The sequence below is a fragment of the Kocuria sp. KH4 genome, assembly GCF_053711175.1.
Genome location: NZ_JBSJYX010000022.1, coordinates 28,889 through 44,511 on the forward strand (window position 1 = coordinate 28,889; position 15,623 = coordinate 44,511).

General features: G+C 74.2%; 14 protein-coding genes. 4 read left to right on the forward strand and 10 right to left on the reverse strand.

Annotated features, from left to right (window positions below):
• The first annotated feature begins 82 nt into the window (after positions 1-82).
• Positions 83-646, forward strand: coding sequence for a Dps family protein (locus ACWCOM_RS14560; RefSeq protein ID WP_454549467.1), 564 nt, complete (start codon positions 83-85; stop codon positions 644-646).
• 107 nt (positions 647-753) lie between these two features.
• The gene (locus ACWCOM_RS14565) at positions 754-1,521 is read left to right on the forward strand and encodes an endonuclease/exonuclease/phosphatase family protein (RefSeq protein ID WP_454549468.1); all 768 of its coding nucleotides are present in this window, start codon (positions 754-756) and stop codon (positions 1,519-1,521) included.
• 9 nt (positions 1,522-1,530) lie between these two features.
• Here ACWCOM_RS14565 and ACWCOM_RS14570 read toward each other — a convergent pair whose 3' ends face one another.
• Genes ACWCOM_RS14570 through ACWCOM_RS14590 form a run of 5 tightly spaced genes read right to left on the reverse strand, consistent with a single transcriptional unit; the run spans position 1,531 to position 7,181 of the window.
• Positions 1,531-2,703 carry an ABC transporter ATP-binding protein gene (locus ACWCOM_RS14570; RefSeq protein WP_454549469.1) on the reverse strand — a complete coding sequence of 391 codons (1,173 nt, stop codon included), beginning with the start codon at positions 2,701-2,703 and terminating at the stop codon, positions 1,531-1,533.
• Entirely contained in the window at positions 2,700-3,731 is a 1,032-nt protein-coding gene (locus tag ACWCOM_RS14575) for an ABC transporter ATP-binding protein (RefSeq protein WP_454549470.1), read from the reverse strand. Before ACWCOM_RS14575 ends, ACWCOM_RS14570 begins: the two co-directional genes overlap by 4 nt.
• Entirely contained in the window at positions 3,731-4,690 is a 960-nt protein-coding gene (locus ACWCOM_RS14580) for an ABC transporter permease (RefSeq protein ID WP_454549471.1), read from the reverse strand. Before ACWCOM_RS14580 ends, ACWCOM_RS14575 begins: the two co-directional genes overlap by 1 nt.
• Positions 4,687-5,643, reverse strand: a complete 957-nt coding sequence (locus ACWCOM_RS14585; RefSeq protein WP_454549472.1) for an ABC transporter permease — start codon at positions 5,641-5,643, stop codon at positions 4,687-4,689. The genes ACWCOM_RS14580 and ACWCOM_RS14585 overlap by 4 nt, the downstream gene beginning before the upstream one ends.
• Positions 5,640-7,181 carry an ABC transporter substrate-binding protein gene (locus ACWCOM_RS14590; protein ID WP_454549473.1) on the reverse strand — a complete coding sequence of 514 codons (1,542 nt, stop codon included), beginning with the start codon at positions 7,179-7,181 and terminating at the stop codon, positions 5,640-5,642. The genes ACWCOM_RS14585 and ACWCOM_RS14590 overlap by 4 nt, the downstream gene beginning before the upstream one ends.
• A gap of 235 nt (positions 7,182-7,416) precedes the next feature.
• On the opposite strand from ACWCOM_RS14590, the gene ACWCOM_RS14595 reads away from it, so the two are divergent.
• Together ACWCOM_RS14595 and ACWCOM_RS14600 are read left to right on the forward strand one after the other, a co-directional pair.
• Positions 7,417-8,142: a DUF1028 domain-containing protein gene (locus tag ACWCOM_RS14595; protein WP_454549474.1), complete on the forward strand. Its 726-nt coding sequence runs from the start codon at positions 7,417-7,419 to the stop codon at positions 8,140-8,142.
• Positions 8,143-8,198: 56 nt separating this feature from the next.
• The gene (locus ACWCOM_RS14600; RefSeq protein ID WP_454549475.1) at positions 8,199-9,434 is read left to right on the forward strand and encodes a CapA family protein; all 1,236 of its coding nucleotides are present in this window, start codon (positions 8,199-8,201) and stop codon (positions 9,432-9,434) included.
• A gap of 3 nt (positions 9,435-9,437) precedes the next feature.
• On the opposite strand, the gene ACWCOM_RS14605 is transcribed toward ACWCOM_RS14600, so the two are convergent.
• The 5 genes from ACWCOM_RS14605 to ACWCOM_RS14625 all read right to left on the reverse strand — a co-directional run bounded on the left by ACWCOM_RS14605 (position 9,438) and on the right by ACWCOM_RS14625 (position 15,531).
• Positions 9,438-10,325, reverse strand: a complete 888-nt coding sequence (locus ACWCOM_RS14605) for an endonuclease/exonuclease/phosphatase family protein (RefSeq protein WP_454549476.1) — start codon at positions 10,323-10,325, stop codon at positions 9,438-9,440.
• A 151-nt stretch (positions 10,326-10,476) separates the two neighbouring features.
• Complete coding sequence (locus ACWCOM_RS14610) at positions 10,477-10,920, reverse strand: hypothetical protein (RefSeq protein WP_454549477.1); 444 nt, start codon at positions 10,918-10,920, stop codon at positions 10,477-10,479.
• A 58-nt stretch (positions 10,921-10,978) separates the two neighbouring features.
• Positions 10,979-12,175: a phosphoglycerate dehydrogenase gene (gene serA / locus ACWCOM_RS14615; protein WP_454549478.1), complete on the reverse strand. Its 1,197-nt coding sequence runs from the start codon at positions 12,173-12,175 to the stop codon at positions 10,979-10,981.
• Between the two features lie 73 nt (positions 12,176-12,248).
• A complete protein-coding gene (locus ACWCOM_RS14620) occupies positions 12,249-14,813 on the reverse strand; it encodes an MMPL family transporter (RefSeq protein ID WP_454549479.1) in 2,565 nt (854 codons plus the stop codon).
• An 85-nt stretch (positions 14,814-14,898) separates the two neighbouring features.
• On the reverse strand, positions 14,899-15,531 hold the full coding sequence (locus ACWCOM_RS14625) for a helix-turn-helix domain-containing protein (RefSeq protein WP_454549480.1): 633 nt from the start codon (positions 15,529-15,531) through the stop codon (positions 14,899-14,901).
• Between the last annotated feature and the right edge of the window lie 92 nt (positions 15,532-15,623).

Sequence of the window (15,623 nt, forward strand, 5' to 3'; positions counted from 1 at the left end):
GGGAAGGCCCGCTCCGGCGGGACGCCCACCGTTGTCGATCGAGGCCGCCGCCCGGCGGCGGCCGGAACCAGGAGACGATCCCATGGCCACCACGAACCAGAGCACCGCCCCCTACACCGTGCCCGGCCTGTCCACGGAGAACGGTCACGAGGTCGCGCAGACCCTGCAGCAGCGCCTGCACGCGCTCAACGACCTCCAGCTGACCCTCAAGCACGCCCACTGGAACGTGGTCGGGCCCAACTTCATCTCCGTCCACGAGATGCTGGACCCGCAGATCGAGCTCGTGCGCGGCTTCGTCGACGAGCTGGCCGAGCGGATGGCGACCATGGGCGTGGGCCCCAGCGGCCTGCCGGGGGACCTCGTGCAGGCACGCACGTGGGACGACTACTCGGTCCACCGGGCCACCGCCGTGGAGCACCTCGCGGCCCTCGACCTCGTCTACAACGGCATCGTCGAGGACCACCGGGACGCCATCCAGAAGGTGGGGGAGCTCGACCCCGTCACCGAGGACATGCTCATCGGCCAGGTCAAGGAGCTCGAGCTCTTCCAGTGGTTCATGCGCGCCCACCTGGAGAACAGCGGCGGTATCCTGCAGCACGACGGCGCCCGCACGGAGCAGGACGCGGCCGAGTCGGCCGCGCAGTAGTCCGCGCCGTCGTCCGCGCCGCGGAACCTGCCGCCACCGTGGCAGCCACCGGCCGCCCCGGCCCCGCCGACCCCTGTGGTCCGCGGGGCCGGGGCGCGTTCACGGTGATGACCTTCAATGTCCGCCGCCCCCTGCCGCGGTACCGCCGCGGCGCCCCGGACGCGTGGTTCACCCGGGCGCCGGCGGTGCAGGCGGTGCTGCGCGCCCACCGGCCGCACGTGGCCGCCCTCCAGGAGGTCCACCCGGAGCAGCTGCACCCGCTGCGCGAGGCCCTGGGCCCGGGACACGACCTGCTCGGCACGGGCCGGGACGCCGGCGGGCGCGGCGAGCGCTGCCTGCTGGCCGTGGACACCACCCGTTTCGCGGTGGACCGGTGGTGTCAGCGGTGGCTGTCCCTCACCCCGGAGGTCCCCGGCTCCCGGGGCGCCGGGGACGTCTTTCCGCGCACGGCGGTCCTCGCGGACCTCACGGACCGGCGCACCGGGGTGGCCTGGCGGGCGGTCGCCACCCACCTGGACCCCTGGCCGGAGCGCGCCCGGCTGCGGCAGCTGGCCGTCCTGCACAGCCTGCTCCTCGGGTGCGACGGGCCGCTGCTGCTGCTGGGGGACTGGAACGCGCCCGCCGGGCGGTCCCGGACGTGGGACGCCGCCGTGGCCGGCGGGCTGCGCGACACCCTCCCGCCGGACGCCCCCGGCACCTTCCACCGCTACCGCCCGCCGGGGGCGAGGACACCGCGGCTGGACTGGATCCTGCACGGCGGCCCGGTCCGTGTCCTGGGCTCCCGGGTCCTGGCCGAGCGCCCGGGCGGGGTCTGGGCCTCGGACCACTTCCCGGTGCTGGCGGAGCTGGAGCACGGCGGCCAGACCGCCGGCTGAGCCGGGGTCTCAGGGCCGGGGGGCGCCGGTGTCCCACGGGGCGGTGCGCGTCGCACCCGCCGAGGTCGCCGTGGACGGCTCCCCGGTCGACGGCTCACCGCCGGGCGGGGCCTCCGGGGACGGGGCGCCCGTGCGCGGCGACGCCTCCACCTCCGGCAGCCGGATGCAGGCGGCGACGTGCTCCCGGACACTGTGTTCGGGATCGCCGTGCCGGAGCCGCGGTGCGGCGCTCCGGGGCGGCGGGGGCGGCACCGGGACGGGCACGGTGCGGGCGCACTCGTCGGCCGCCCACGGGCAGCGGGTGCGGAAGACGCACCCGGAGGGCGGGGAGAGGGGAGAGGGAATGTCTCCTTCGAGCGGCGCGGTCCGCCGTCGCCGCTCCGCCACGGGGTCCGCGGCGGGGGCCGAGGCGAGCAGGGCCTTCGTGTACGGGTGGGCGGGGGCGTCGAAGACGTCCTGCACGTCCCCGTCCTCCATCAGCCGCCCCAGGTACATCACCAGCACGTGGTCGCTCATGTGCTCCACCACGGCGAGGTCGTGGGCGATGAACAGATAGGCGAGCCCGAGCTCGTCCTGCAGCCGGTTGAGCAGGTTCATGATCTGGGCCTGCACCGAGACGTCCAGCGAGGCGGTGGCCTCGTCGAGGATGATCAGGTCCGGCTCGCCCGCCAGGGCCCGGGCGATGGACACGCGCTGGCGCTGCCCGCCGGAGAGCTCGTGGGGGTACCGGTCCAGGAACCGGCCGGACAGCCCCACGAGCTCGAACAGCTCCGCCACCCGGCGGCGGCGGCCGGCCCGGTCCCCGCCGAGGCCGTGCACCTCGAGCGGCTCCTCGACGGCGCGGGAGACGTGCTGGCGCGGGTCCAGAGACGCGAACGGGTCCTGGAACACCATGGCGATCCGCCGGCGCAGGGCCTTGAGCTCCTTGCCCCGCACCGAGGTGATGTCCCGGCCGTCGAGCAGCACGGTACCCGCGCTGGGCTCCACGAGGTGCATCAGGGCGTTGGCCACCGTGGACTTCCCGGACCCGGACTCGCCCACCAGGGACACGGTGCGGCCCCGGTGGATGTCGAAGTCGATCCCGGCCACCGCGTGCACCACGCCCTTGCCGCGGTCGGTGGTGACGGGGAAGCGGACCTGCAGGTTCCGCACGCTCAGCAGCGGGCGCTCGTCGTCGGTCATCGGGCTCCTCCTGTCCGGTCGGTGCGCTCCGCGCCGTAGAAGCTGCGCACCGTGTGGCCCGGGCCCACCGTGGTCTCCGGCGGGCGCTCGGTCTCGCAGCGGGGGTCGCCGCGGACCGGGCAGCGGTCCCAGAACAGGCAGCCCGGGGGCAGGTGCTTGGGGTCCGGGGGGCTGCCGGGGATCACGGCGAGCTCGCCCTTGCGGCCGGCGGTCTGCGGCCGGGAGGCCATCAGCCCCCGGGTGTAGGGGTGCCGGGGGTCGGTGAAGAGCTCCTCGAGCGGCGCGGACTCCACGACCTGCCCGCCGTAGAGCACGGCCACCCGGTCCGCGATCCCGGCGACCACCCCGAGGTCGTGGCTGATCCAGATCACGCTCATCCCGCGGGACGCCTGCAGCTGCTTGACCTGCTCGAGGATCTGGGCCTGGGTGGTGACGTCGAGGGCGGTGGTCGGCTCGTCCGCCACGAGCAGCTCGGGGTCGCAGGCCAGGGCCAGCGCGATCATCACACGCTGCTTCATCCCGCCGGAGAGCTGGTGCGGGTAGGAGGTGAGGCGCGACTGCGGGTCGGGGATGCCGACCGCCTCGAGCAGCTCGAGGGCGCGGCGGCGGGCCTCCCTGCGGGTCAGGCCGAGGTGGAAGCGCGGAGCCTCCGTGAGCTGCTGCTCGATGGTCAGCACGGGGTTGAGCGACGTGGACGGGTCCTGGAAGACGAAGCCGACCCGCTTGCCGTGCACGCCGCGCAGCCGCCGGGGGTCCATGGCCACGATGTCCTGGCCGTCCAGCAGGGACTGCCCGCTCACCCGCGCGGGCGGGGAGTCGATCAGCCCGGTGGCCGCGAGCACCGTCATGGACTTCCCGGAGCCGGACTCGCCCACGATGCCCAGGGTGCCCCCTCGGGGGACGGAGAAGGACACGCCGTTGACGATCTCGGCCGGGCCGATGCGCACGGAGAGGTCGCGCACGTCCAGCAGCACGTCCCCTCCGGGGGGCGTCGGCGGGGCGGTCCGTCGGTGCTCGGTCGTGGACATCAGGCGCTCCTGCGGATCTCGTCGGCGGTGCGCTGGCGCGGGTCCAGGACGTCGCGCATGCCGTCGCCCACGAGGTTGAACGCCAGCACGGTGAGGAAGATCGCCAGGCCCGGGAAGACGCTCATCCACCAGGCGTCGTAGATGAAGGCCTGCGCGTCGTAGAGCATCCGGCCCCAGGAGGGGTCCGGGGGCTGGACGCCCAGGCCCAGGAAGGACAGCGCGGCCTCGGAGAGGATCGCGAAGGCCAGCGAGAGGGAGGTCTGGACGGTGATCGGACCCATGATGTTCGGCAGCACGTGCCGGCGCAGGATCAGCCCGTGGGACGCCCCCACGGACACCGAGGCCTTGACGTAGAGCTCCTCGCGGACGGCGAGCGTGGAGGCGCGGGTGATCCGGGCGAAGATGGGGGTGTAGACCACCCCGATCGCGATCATCGCCGTGGTCAGCCCGGGCCCGAGCACGGCCACGATCGCCATGGCCAGCAGCAGGATGGGGAACGCGAAGAGCACGTCCGCGCCGCGCATGATCACCGTGTCCAGCCAGCCCCCGAAGAACCCGGCCACCAGCCCCACGGCGACCCCCACCACCAGGGCGATGCCCACGGCCACGAGCCCCACGGTCAGCGAGACCCGGGCCGAGAGCACCACCCGGGAGAACACGTCCCGGCCCAGTTCGTCGGTGCCGAACAGGTGCGCGCCCGAGGGCGGGCGCAGGGCGTTGACCACGTCGATGTCGTTGGCGCCGTAGGGCGCGATCCAGCGCCCGAACAGCGCGAGCACCACCACCAGCAGCAAGATCACCAGCCCTGCCGCCGTGACCCTGTTGGAGACCAGCATCCGCACGGTGCCGGTGCGGCCGGCCTCCTCGGGGACCTCCGCAGGACCGGGCACGGGTCCGGTGCGGGCGGGCCCGGCGCTCGCGGCGCGGCGCTCGGGCGGGGGCGTCCGGTGGGTGCTCATGAGACACGGATCCTCGGGTCGACGACGGCGTACAGGATGTCCACCAGCAGGTTGACGAGCAGGAACAGCAGGGCGATCAGCAGCACCGTGCCCTGGACCACCGGGTAGTCGCGGGCCGCGACGGCGTCGAACACCAGCCGTCCCAGCCCCGGCCACGCGAAGACCACCTCGATCACGATGAGCCCGCCCAGCATCGTCGCGGCCTGCACGCCCGCCACGGTCAGGATCGGCACGAGGGCGTTGCGCAGCACGTGCCGGCCGACGACGGCCCGGCGCGGCAGCCCCTTGGAGCGGGCGGTGCGGACGTAGTTGGAGCCGACGACGTCGAGCACCGCCGAGCGCACGTAGCGGGTCATGATCGACCCGGAGACCACCCCCACGGCCAGGCCCGGCAGGATCACCCGCTGGAGCCAGCCCCACGGATCCTCGGCGAAGGGCACGTAACCGGAGGGCGGCAGGAGTCCGAGCATCGTCGAGAAGACGATGATCAGCAGCAGTCCCAGCCAGAAGTCGGGGATCGAGACGCCGAACTGGCTCACGGCGCGGATCCCGCCGTCCGCCGCGGAGCCCCGGCGCAGGGCCGCCCAGGTGCCGAGCGGGAAGGCGATGAGCAGGGCGATCGCGATCCCGGTCAGTGCCAGGGACACCGTGGCCGGGAGCCGGTCCAGCAGGATGAGGGTCACCGGCTCGCCGCTGCGGAAGCTCACGCCCAGGTTTCCCGTCAGGGCGTTGCCGATGTAGGCGAAGAACTGCACCGGCAGGGGCCGATCCAGCCCGGAGGCCTCGCGCAGCGCGTCGTAGGACTCCTGCGTGAACCGGGTGCCCAGGGCCACCCGCACCGGGTCGCCGGGGACGAGCTGCAGGAGGGCGAAGACCACGACCAGCACCCCGAAGAGCACCACCGCGGTGTGCAGCAGGCGCTTGGCGAGGAATCTCAGGAGCGGGCTGTTCATTCCGTGTCCTCCTCGAGCCGGACGTCCTTGAACCGGATCGCCCGGTCCGCGCGGGCCTCGTAGCCCTGCAGCTCGGGGGCCCAGGCCTGGACCACGTCGGGGTTGTAGAGATAGACGTAGCTGGCGTCGTCCACGATTCGCTCCGCCGCCCGGTCGTAGAGCTCCTTGCGGGCGTCCGGCTCGGTCTCGGTGCGCCCCGCGTCCAGCAGCCGGTCGACCTCGGGGCTGCTGTAGCCCTGGGCGTTGTTGGAGCCCTCCGAGTGGTGCTGGTTGTAGTAGTAGTCGTTCACGTCCACGTTGCCGAGCCAGCCCAGCAGCAGCAGCATGTCGAAGTTGCCCTGCGCCTGCTCGTCGAGCCAGGTGGCGAAGTCCAGGGTCCGGATGTTCGTGGACACCCCGATGTCGGAGAGGTTCGCGGAGATCACCTGGGCGGCCGTGACCGTCTCCGGGTACTCGTTGGTGACCATGAGGTCGATGGTCTCCCCGGTGAGCCCGGAGCTCTCGGCGAGCTCCCGCGCCCGGTCCGGGTCCTGCTCGAAGGGCGCGTACTCGTGGTGCCAGACCGAGGTCTCCGGGACGGCGGTCTGATTGACCGTCGCGTTGCCGTACCAGGTGACCTGGGCGATGGCCTCCCGGTCGATGGCCCGGGCCACGGCCAGGCGCGCCTCGGGGGAGTCGAAGGGCGGGCGGGCCTGGTTCATGGTGACGTACCAGTAGTCCGTCGAGGGGACCCCGGCGACCTCGACGTCGGGGTTCTGCCGCAGGGAGTTCACCCGCTGCGGCGGGATGGAGTCGGTCCAGTGCACCTCGCCGGCGGTGAGATCGGCGAGCGCGGTGCTGCCCTCCGAGATGAACCGGTAGACGACTCCCGGCACGTGGGGCCCCTCGCCCCAGTAGTCGTCGTTGGCCCGCAGGGTCACGGCCGTGCCGGCCGTGTTGCCCACCACCTCGAACGGGCCGGTGCCCACCGGGTCGAGCTGGACGTCGCCGCTCTCCACGTTCTGCTGCTCGACGATGGCCATGCCCTTGTACCCGCCGATCGCGGCGAGCAGGGCGGGCGTCGGCTCGGACACGTCGATGCGCACGGTGTGCTCGTCGACCGCCACGACGTCCTCGACGGCGGACAGCCGGTAGGCGTTGGCCAGCTGCTCGTCGATGATCCGGTCGTAGGAGTAGACGACGTCCTCGGCGGTGAACGGGGAGCCGTCGTGGAAGACGACGTCCTCGCGCAGACGGAACGTCCAGGACAGCTGGTCCTCGCCGACCTCCCAGGACTCGGCGAGGGCCGGCTGCATCTCGAGGTTCTCGTCCGGCTCCACCAGGGTGTCGTAGACGTTCTCCAGGATCTGGAAGGAGAAGTAGGCGCTGGTGTTGTGGGGGTCCAGCTGGTCGGGCTCCCCGGCGATGGCGACCCTGAGGTAGTCGTGGGTGTCCACCTCGCCGGCCCCCGCGAGGTCCACGCCCTCGCCCACCGAACAGGCGCTCAGGGCCAGCCCCGCGGCGGCGGCCAGCCCGACGATCCGTGCTCCGCGTGCCATGGGCCGCCTCCCGGTGGTAGGAATGAGCCGTCCGCCCCGTGGGCTCCCGCAGGCCGGATCCGGCCGCCCTGCCGGTGCACACCAGGTCGTCGGTGTCCGCCCAGCCTATGCAGACGGGACGGCCCCCGACCACTCCCGCCGTCCCGGGCGCGCCGGGCGCGCCCGGTCCTCCCGGGACGGCGGCACCACGACCCGGATCGACGAAGACGGCCGTCCCGACGGCCAGGAGGTGCTCGTGACCTACACCGTGATCGCCAGGAGCGCGGACTCCCGTCTCCTCGGCGCCGCCACGGCGAGCTGCTCGCTCGCCGTGGGCAATGCCGTGCCCGCCCTCGTGCCCACCGCCGGCGTGGTCGCCTCCCAGGCGTGGACCAACCGGCGGCTGCGCTACGAGATGCTGCGGACCCTACACCACGGCGGCACGGCCGAGGAGGCGATCGCGGGTCTCGCCGACGCCGACCCGGACCTGGCGCTGCGCCAGGTCGCGGCGCTGCCCGTGGAGGGCCCCGGCGCGCACCTGACCGGGAGCCTGTGCACGCCCTGGGCCGGCGGGGTGGCCGGGGCCGACTTCGTGGTCGTGGGCAACTTCCTGGCCGGCCCGGAGGTCGTCGAGGCCATGCGCGCCTCGGTCGACGGGGCCCTGGCCGTGCCCGGGCTGAGCAGCATGGACCTGGCCCGCGCGCTCGTGGCCTGCCTGCGCGCGGGCCAGGACGCGGGCGGGGACAGCCGCGGCCAGCAGAGCGCCGCGGTCGTGGTGGCGGACACCCTCGCGGGGTTCCAGTACCCGGTGCTGCTCGACGTCGACCTCCGGGCGGACAACTCGGCCACCCCCCTGGAGGACCTGGTGGAGATGCTGGCCCTCAAGGACCGGGCCCACGCGGCGCCCGCCGAGCTGGTGCCCAGCACCGAGGTGCCGCACCGCCCCGAGGACGAGAAGCTCTGGTCCACGGTGCTGTCCTGACCGGCGGGGCCCGCCGGCGGGAGGTGCCCCGGCCGCCGGTGGCCTACCCTCGGTCCATGACCCCTGGACTCCTCCACCGGCCGGGGCGCCGTGCTCTCGCCGCGGCGCTGCTCGCCGCGCTGCTCGGCGCCGGACCGGGCCTCGCCGGCTGCTCCGCTCCCGGCGACCCGGGCGCCGCCCCGGGCAGCACCGCGGACACCGCCCCGGGCAGCACCGCGGGCGACCCGGCGGGGGACGGCGCCGGGGGGACCCCCGCGGCGGACCCGTCCGGGGCCGCGGCGCCGGACGAGGTCCGGATCGTGGTCACCGGGGACGTCCTGCTGCACCCGGGGCTGTGGGAGCAGGCGGAGGCCGACGGCGGCGGGGAGCTCGACTTCGGCCCGCTCGTGGAGGGCCTGCGCCCGTTCACCCAGGACGCCGACCTGGCGATCTGCGACATGGAGACCCCGCTCGCCCCGGCCGGGGGGCCGTACTCCGGCTACCCCTCCTTCGAGGTGCCGCCGCAGATCGTGCCCGCCCTCGCGGGGATCGGCTACGACGCGTGCACCACCGCCACGAACCACGCCCTGGACGCCGGCGAACAGGGACTGGAGCGCACCCTCGGCGTCCTGGACGAGGCGGGGATCGCCTCGACCGGCTCGTACCGGACGGCGGCGGAGGCCGCCGAACCCCTGGTCCTGGACGCCGGCGGGGTGCGCGTCGGGCTGGTGGCGGGCACCTACGGCCTCAACGGCAACGTCCCGGACGCCCCGTGGCGGGTGGACCTGCTGGACGTGCCGGCCATGGTGGACAAGGCCCGCCGGGCCCGGGCGGCGGGCGCCGAGATCGTGCTGGCGGCCGTGCACGCCGGGCAGGAGTACTCCTCCGCCCCCGACCCCCAGCAGCTCGAGGTCACGCACGCGCTGGCCGACAGCGGCGCGTTCGACTTCGTCTACGGCCACCACACGCACTCGGTGCTGCCCCTCGAGCAGCACGGGGACACCTGGATCGCCCACGGCCTGGGCAACAGCCTCTCCGAGCACGCCACCCGCGTGCCGGTCAACAACGAGGGCCTGACGGTGCGCATGAGCTTCACCCGCGAGGACGGGCGGTGGGTGGCCGGGGACCCGGTGTGGATCCCGCACATCCTCACCGTCGACCCGGTCCGGTGGTGCGCCCTGCCCGCCGCGCGGGGGTGCCGCTCCCCGGAGGAGGACGCCGCGTCCCTGGCCCGCACGGCGAGCACCGTGGAGTCCATGGGCGCGGCGGCCGACGGCGCCCGCCCGTGGCGGGAGCTCACCGCGGGCCCGTAGCGCTCAGTCCGGCCGGACGGAGACGAGCACCTGCACCGGGGCGTGGTCGCTGGGGTGTCCCCCGGCGAACCGGGCGGGGTTGATCGCGCTGCGCTGCACCCGGATGCCGGGGGAGGCCAGCACCCAGTCGATGCGCTCGTCGTCGCACACGGCCTCCCCGTAGTCCGGGAACGTGCCCCACGCCGGGGTGAGCCGCTGCTCGGCCGTGGTCCAGGTGTCGTCCAGCACCCCGGAGCCCACGAGCGTGGCGTAGGGCCCGGAGCCGTCCGCGTCGGCGTTGAAGTCCCCGGTGACCAGGACGGGGGTGCGGGCGGGGAAGCTGTGCACGAGCTGCACCACGGCGTCCGCGCTGCGCTCGCGGGCGGTCTGCGAGTCGTGGTCGAAGTGGGTGTTGACGAGCACGAGCTCGCAGCCGGTGCCGCGGTCCAGGAACCGGCCCCAGGTCACGATGCGGGGGACGTCGTTGCCCCAGCTGGTGGAGCCGATCAGCTCGGGGGTGTCGGAGAGCCAGAACTGGTCCCACTCGAGGGCCTCCAGGCGGCGGGCGTCGTAGAAGATCGCCGAGAACTCGCCCTTGCTCCCGCCGGCGCGGCCGTAGCCGAGCATCCCGTAGCCGGCGGGCAGGGCCCCCGCCACCACCGGCAGCTGGTGGTACAGGGCCTCCTGCACGCCGAGCAGGGTCGGCTGCTCCAGCCGCAGCAGCCGCGCCAGCCGGGGCGCGCGGTCGGGCCAGTGGTCGGGGTCCCCGGGCCGGGTGCGCTCGTGGTGGAAGCGGATGTTGTAGCTCATCACGTGCAGCGCACGGCCCGTGGCCGGGCCGATGAGCGGCACGGCGGGGTCCAGCGCCCCCGGGGTCGTGCGGCGGTCGAGGAGGACGGGCTCTGCTGACATCACTGCTCCAGGGTCGGGGCGGTCGGGGGCGTCGTCGATCCAGAATGGGCCGGGCGGGCCGCTCACGGCCGGACCGGGGGGAAACGTGCGGTGACCGGGGGGCGACATCCCGGTGTCCCGGGCGCAGGACCCGCACCGGGCGGTGCCGGGATCAGCCATCGCGCACCTCCGGGGGGAGCGGCCGGAACGGTCCGGCGGTCGGCTCGTGCGCCCGGGCGTCCACACCGCGGCGCGCCGTCCCGGCCTTCACGGCGTCGCCCGGCGGCTCGTCGGCGCCGGGGACGCGGCCGGACCGCCGCCGGGGGGCGCCGTCGTGCCTGCGGGGGCGCCCGGCCGTCGCCACGGCCCGGACGGTCGCCCCCGTCGTCGTGCCGCCGGTGCGGGGGTCGTCGCGCCGCCGGGCGGAGAGTGCGGCGGCGCCGGCCCGGTGACGGGGGTGCTGGGCGACCGGGCGTATCGGGACCGGCCCGGGGTCCTCGCCCGGGCGGGCGCCGTCCGCGGGGCCCGGTGCCGTCCCCGCGGCAGCGGGGGCGGGCACGGCCGCCCCGCAGGTGCTCCCGCCGTGGCCGGCGGGCTGCTCCCGGACGCCGCTCATGCGGTCATTGTGCCACCCGCCCCCGTCACGCGACCGGCGCGGTGCGCGGAGGAGTCCTTCAGTTGATGGTGCTGAGGCGGATCGTCTCCGGCAGGGCCAGGATCTGCTCGATCACCTCGCGGGTCACGCCGTTGGCGGCGTCGGTGACGAGGTAGCCGGTGTCCCCGCGGGTGGACAGCTGCTGGCGGTCGATGTTGATCCCGTGGCTGCCCAGGACGCTGTTGACGGTCGCGAGCACGCCCGGCACGTTGCGGTGCAGGTGGAGCATGCGGGTGCCGTTGACGGCGCTGTTGAGCTGGACCTGGGGCATGTTCACCGACAGGGTCGTGGAGCCGGAGGTCACGAAGGACGAGAGCTTGCCCGCCACGAACCGCCCGATGTCCACCTGCGCCTCCTGCGTGGAGCCGCCGATGTGCGGGGTGAGGATCACGTTGGGCAGGCCCTGCAGCACCGAGCTGAACGGGTCCCCGGCGGACTTGGGCTCGTTCGGGAAGACGTCCACGGAGGCGCCGGCGATGTGCCCGCTGACGAGGGCGTCACGCAGGGCGTTGTAGTCCACCACCATGCCGCGGCACAGGTTGAGGAACAGGGAGCGGGGCCGCATCCGCTCGAACTGCTCGCGGCCGAACAGGCTGTCGTTGCCGGCCCGCCCGTCCACGTGCAGCGACACGGTCTCGACCCGCTCCAGCAGCTCCTCGAGGGTGTCGCAGCGCTGGGCGTTGCCCAGCGGGAGGCGGTCCACGATGTCGTAGTAGTACACGTGCATGCCGAGCGTCTCGGCGAGCACGGAGAGCTGGGAGCCGATGTTGCCGTAGCCCACGATGCCCAGGGTGCGGCCGCGGACCTCGTGGGCGCCCGTGGCGGACTTGTCCCACACGCCCTCGTGCATCGCCCGGTTCTTGTCGGTCAGGTGCCGGGCCATCGAGATGATCTCGGCGATCGCGAGCTCCACCACCGAGCGGGTGTTGGAGTACGGGGCGTTGAAGCACGTCACGGCGTGCTCGGTGGCGGCCGTGAGGTCGATCTGGTTGGTGCCGATGCAGAACGCGCCCACGGACAGCAGCTCCGGGTGGGCGTCGAACACCTCCCGGGTCACCTGGGTCTTCGACCGGATGCCGAGCAGCTCGACGCCGTCGAGGGCGTCGATGAGCTCTTCGGTGTCGAGGGCGCCCTTGCGGGTCTCGACCTCGATGCCCTTCTCGTTGAGGATGCGTTCGGCCTCGGGGTGGACGTTCTCCAGCAGAAGTGCTTTCACAATGGCCCAGTCTATGACTCCGGCGCGGAGGACGACGACCGGGCCGTTCCCTCCGCGCCGGGTGTGCCGCACGTCACCGCACGGCGATGGGCTCCCGCGCCTCCTCGGCGTCCGTGGCCGCCGGGGCGGGCTCCGGCGCGGCGGTGCCGTGGTCGCGCTCCAGGGACTGGCCCTCGACGTCGACGTCGGGCAGCACCCGGTCCAGCCAGCGCGGGAGCCACCACGCCCGGTCCCCGAGCAGGTGCATCGCCGCGGGGATCAGCGTCATCCGCACCACGAAGGCGTCGACGAGCACCCCGAAGGCCAGGCCGAAGCCGAGGGGGCGGACCATGGCCATGTGGGAGAAGACGAAGCCGGTGAACACCGAGATCATGATGATCGCCGCGGCCGTGACCACGGCCCGGCCGGCGTCGAGGCCCTCCCGCACGGCGGCGCGGGCGGAGCGTCCGTGGACGTAGGCCTCCCGCATCCCCGAGACGAGGAAGAGCTGGTAGTCCATGGCCAGCCCGAACAGCACGCCCACGAGCAGCGTGGGCAGGAAGCTGAGCACCGGGCCCGGGTCGTGGACGCCGAAGACGGCGCCCAGCCAGCCCCACTGGTAGATGGCCACCACGGCGCCGAAGGCCGCGAAGAGCGAGAGCATGAACCCGGCGGTGGCGATCACCGGGACGAGGATCGAGCGGAACACCAGCACCATGAGCAGCAGGGACAGCCCCAGCACCACCGCCAGGTACACCGGCAGCGCGGCGGCGAGCTTCTGCGAGACGTCGATGTTGCCGCCGGTCAGCCCCGTGACGCCGATGCCGACCCCGTGCTCCTCCTCCAGCGCCGGGGAGAAGGCGCGGAGGTCGTCCACGAGGTTCTCGGTGGACTCGGCGGCCGGGCCGTCGGTGGGGGTGACCTGCAGGACCGCGGTGCGCCGGTCCTCGGAGAGCCCGGCCGGGACGACCGAGACGACGTTCTCCCGCTCCATGAGCGCCTCGCCCACGGCCACCTGCAGGTCCGCGGCCTCGGCCGCGTCGGTGCCCTCGGGCAGGTCCGCGACCACCAGCACCGGTCCGTTGGCGCCGGCGCCGAACTTCTCGTCGATGACCCGGTAGGCCCGGTACTGGGTGGAGTCGGCCGGCTCCGAGGAGGCGTCCGGCAGGCCCAGCCGCATCGAGGCCGCGGGGAGGGCGATCAGCACGAGGGTGCTCACCCCCGCCAGCAGCGTCAGCACCGGGCGGCGGGTGGCCACGCCCTCGCGCCGCTCGCCCCGGTGCGCCGGGGTGCGGGCGGCCCGCTCCCGGGCCCCGGAGGAGAGCAGCCGGTGCCCGGCCAGCGACAGCAGCGCGGGAGTGAGGGTCACGGCGATCAGCACGGCCACGGCCACGCACACCGCCGCGGCGGTGCCCATCATGCCCAGGAAGCCGATGCCGGTGACGTTCAGGGCGGCCAGGGCGATGATCACGGTGAGCCCGGCGAAGACCACCGCGTTGCCCGAGGTGCCGGTGGCCAGGCCGATCGACTCGTGCAGCCCCACGCCCCGCAGCAGCTGCTGGCGGTGCCGGTTGAGGATGAACAGCGAGTAGTCGATGCCCACGGCCAGCCCCAGCATGAGCCCGAGCATGGGGGTCACCGAGGTCATCTGCACGACCCCGGAGAAGGACAGGGTCGCCAGGGCGCCGATGCCCACGCCGGTGAGGGCCGTGAGGATGGGCAGACCGGCCGCGACCAGGGTGCCGAGCATCACCAGCAGCACCACGGCCGCGATCAGGACGCCGACCACCTCGGCGGGGCCGAAGAGCTGGGAGATGTCCTGGGCGATCTCGCTCGAGTACTCGACCTGGACGCCGTCGACCGGCGACCGGTCCACCGCCGCCTGCAGCGCCTCCTTGTCCTCGGCCGTCACCGCCTGCTGCTGGGCCGTGAAGGTCACCACGGCCATCGCCGCGGTCCCGTCCTCGGAGACGGTGCGGGTGTCCTCGGCCAGGGCCAGCAGCCGCTCGCCGCGCTCCAGCTCCGGGGCGCGGTCCTCGAGCTCCGCGGCGCCGGCCTCGAGCTCGGCCCGGTTGCGCTCCAGCTCGGCGCGCCCGTCGTCGAGGGTCTCCTGGCGCGTGTCGAACCCGTCGAGCACCCGGGCCGGGGCGTCGGCCCGCTCGGCCTGCTCGCGGGCGGCGTCGAGCTTCTCCTGGTTCTCGTCGAGGGCGGCCTCGGCGTCGTCGAGCTGCGCGCGTCCCTGCTCGAGCCGGTCCCGCCCGTCGGCCAGCTGCTCGCGGCCGTCGGCGAGCTGCTGCTGCTGGTCCTCGCGCTCCGCCTGGGCGGCGAACGGGTCGAGCACGCCGTCGACCCCGGGCGAGTCGCCGGCGGCCGTCAGGGCCGCGCTGATCCCCTCCCGCTGCCCGGCGGTGAAGGGCTCGCCGGACTCCGTGCGGAACACGATGCGCCCGGTGCCGTGCCCGGCGTCGGGCAGCTCGTCCTGGAGACGGTCGGACAGCCGCTGGGTCTCGGTGCCGGGGATCGTGATCGCGGTGGTCAGCTGGCCGCCGGCCACGGCGAAGGCGCTGCCGGCGATGACGAGCACGGCCGCCCAGGCCGCGATCACGGTCCAGGCGCGGCGGGCGGCGAAGCGCCCGAGTCGGTACAGGAATTGGGCCATGGCTCTTCTCTGTCGGTCGTCCCGGGACGGGGCCGGGGAGGGGCGGAACGGGCGGGGGACGTGTGCGGGGGGACGTTGCGGCGGCTCAGCCGGCGAAGCCGTGCCGCAGGTGCTCCACCGCGGTGCGCAGGAGGCGCTGCCAGACGAGCCGGCTGCGGGGCGTGTCGACCGCGCCGGTCTCCGCCGCCCAGTGGGCGAAGGCCACCTCCATGGCGTTGATCAGGGAGCTGGCCAGCAGCGCCACGGTGAAGGGGTCGGCGTGCGGGTTGCGCCGGGCCACCTCGTCGGTCAGCCGCTCCGTGACGTTCTGCAGGACCTCGTGGCCCCACATGATGGTGGCCGGGTGGTTCTCGCCGGTGCCCACGAGCCGGGCGATGCGCGAGAGGGGCCGGACGAGGTCGGTCCGCTCGATGACGTCCGCCAGCTGCTCGAAGACCGCACCCGCGCTGGGAGCGGCGGGCGGCGGGGTGGCGTCGGCGAGCGCGACGAAGTCGTCGACGATCACGCCCAGCAGCTCGCTGCACCGGGCGTAGACGGCGTCGTCGACCGAGGCGAAGTGGTTGAAGATCGTCCGCCGGGAGACGCCGGCGCGCTCGGCGAGGTCCTCGACGGGAAAGCGGCCGAGGCCGCGCTCCTCGGCGAGGGCTGCGGCGGCGTCCAGGATGGCACGGCGGTTGGCGGACTTGACCTGGCGCCGGCGGTCGTCGGAGTGCAGCACGTCCTTACACTAAGTGCAACGTTGCACGGTGTGCAAATTCTGGGCTCGCCGCGCGGAGGTCGAGAGCCGGGCGGGCGGAGGCCGTGGACGAT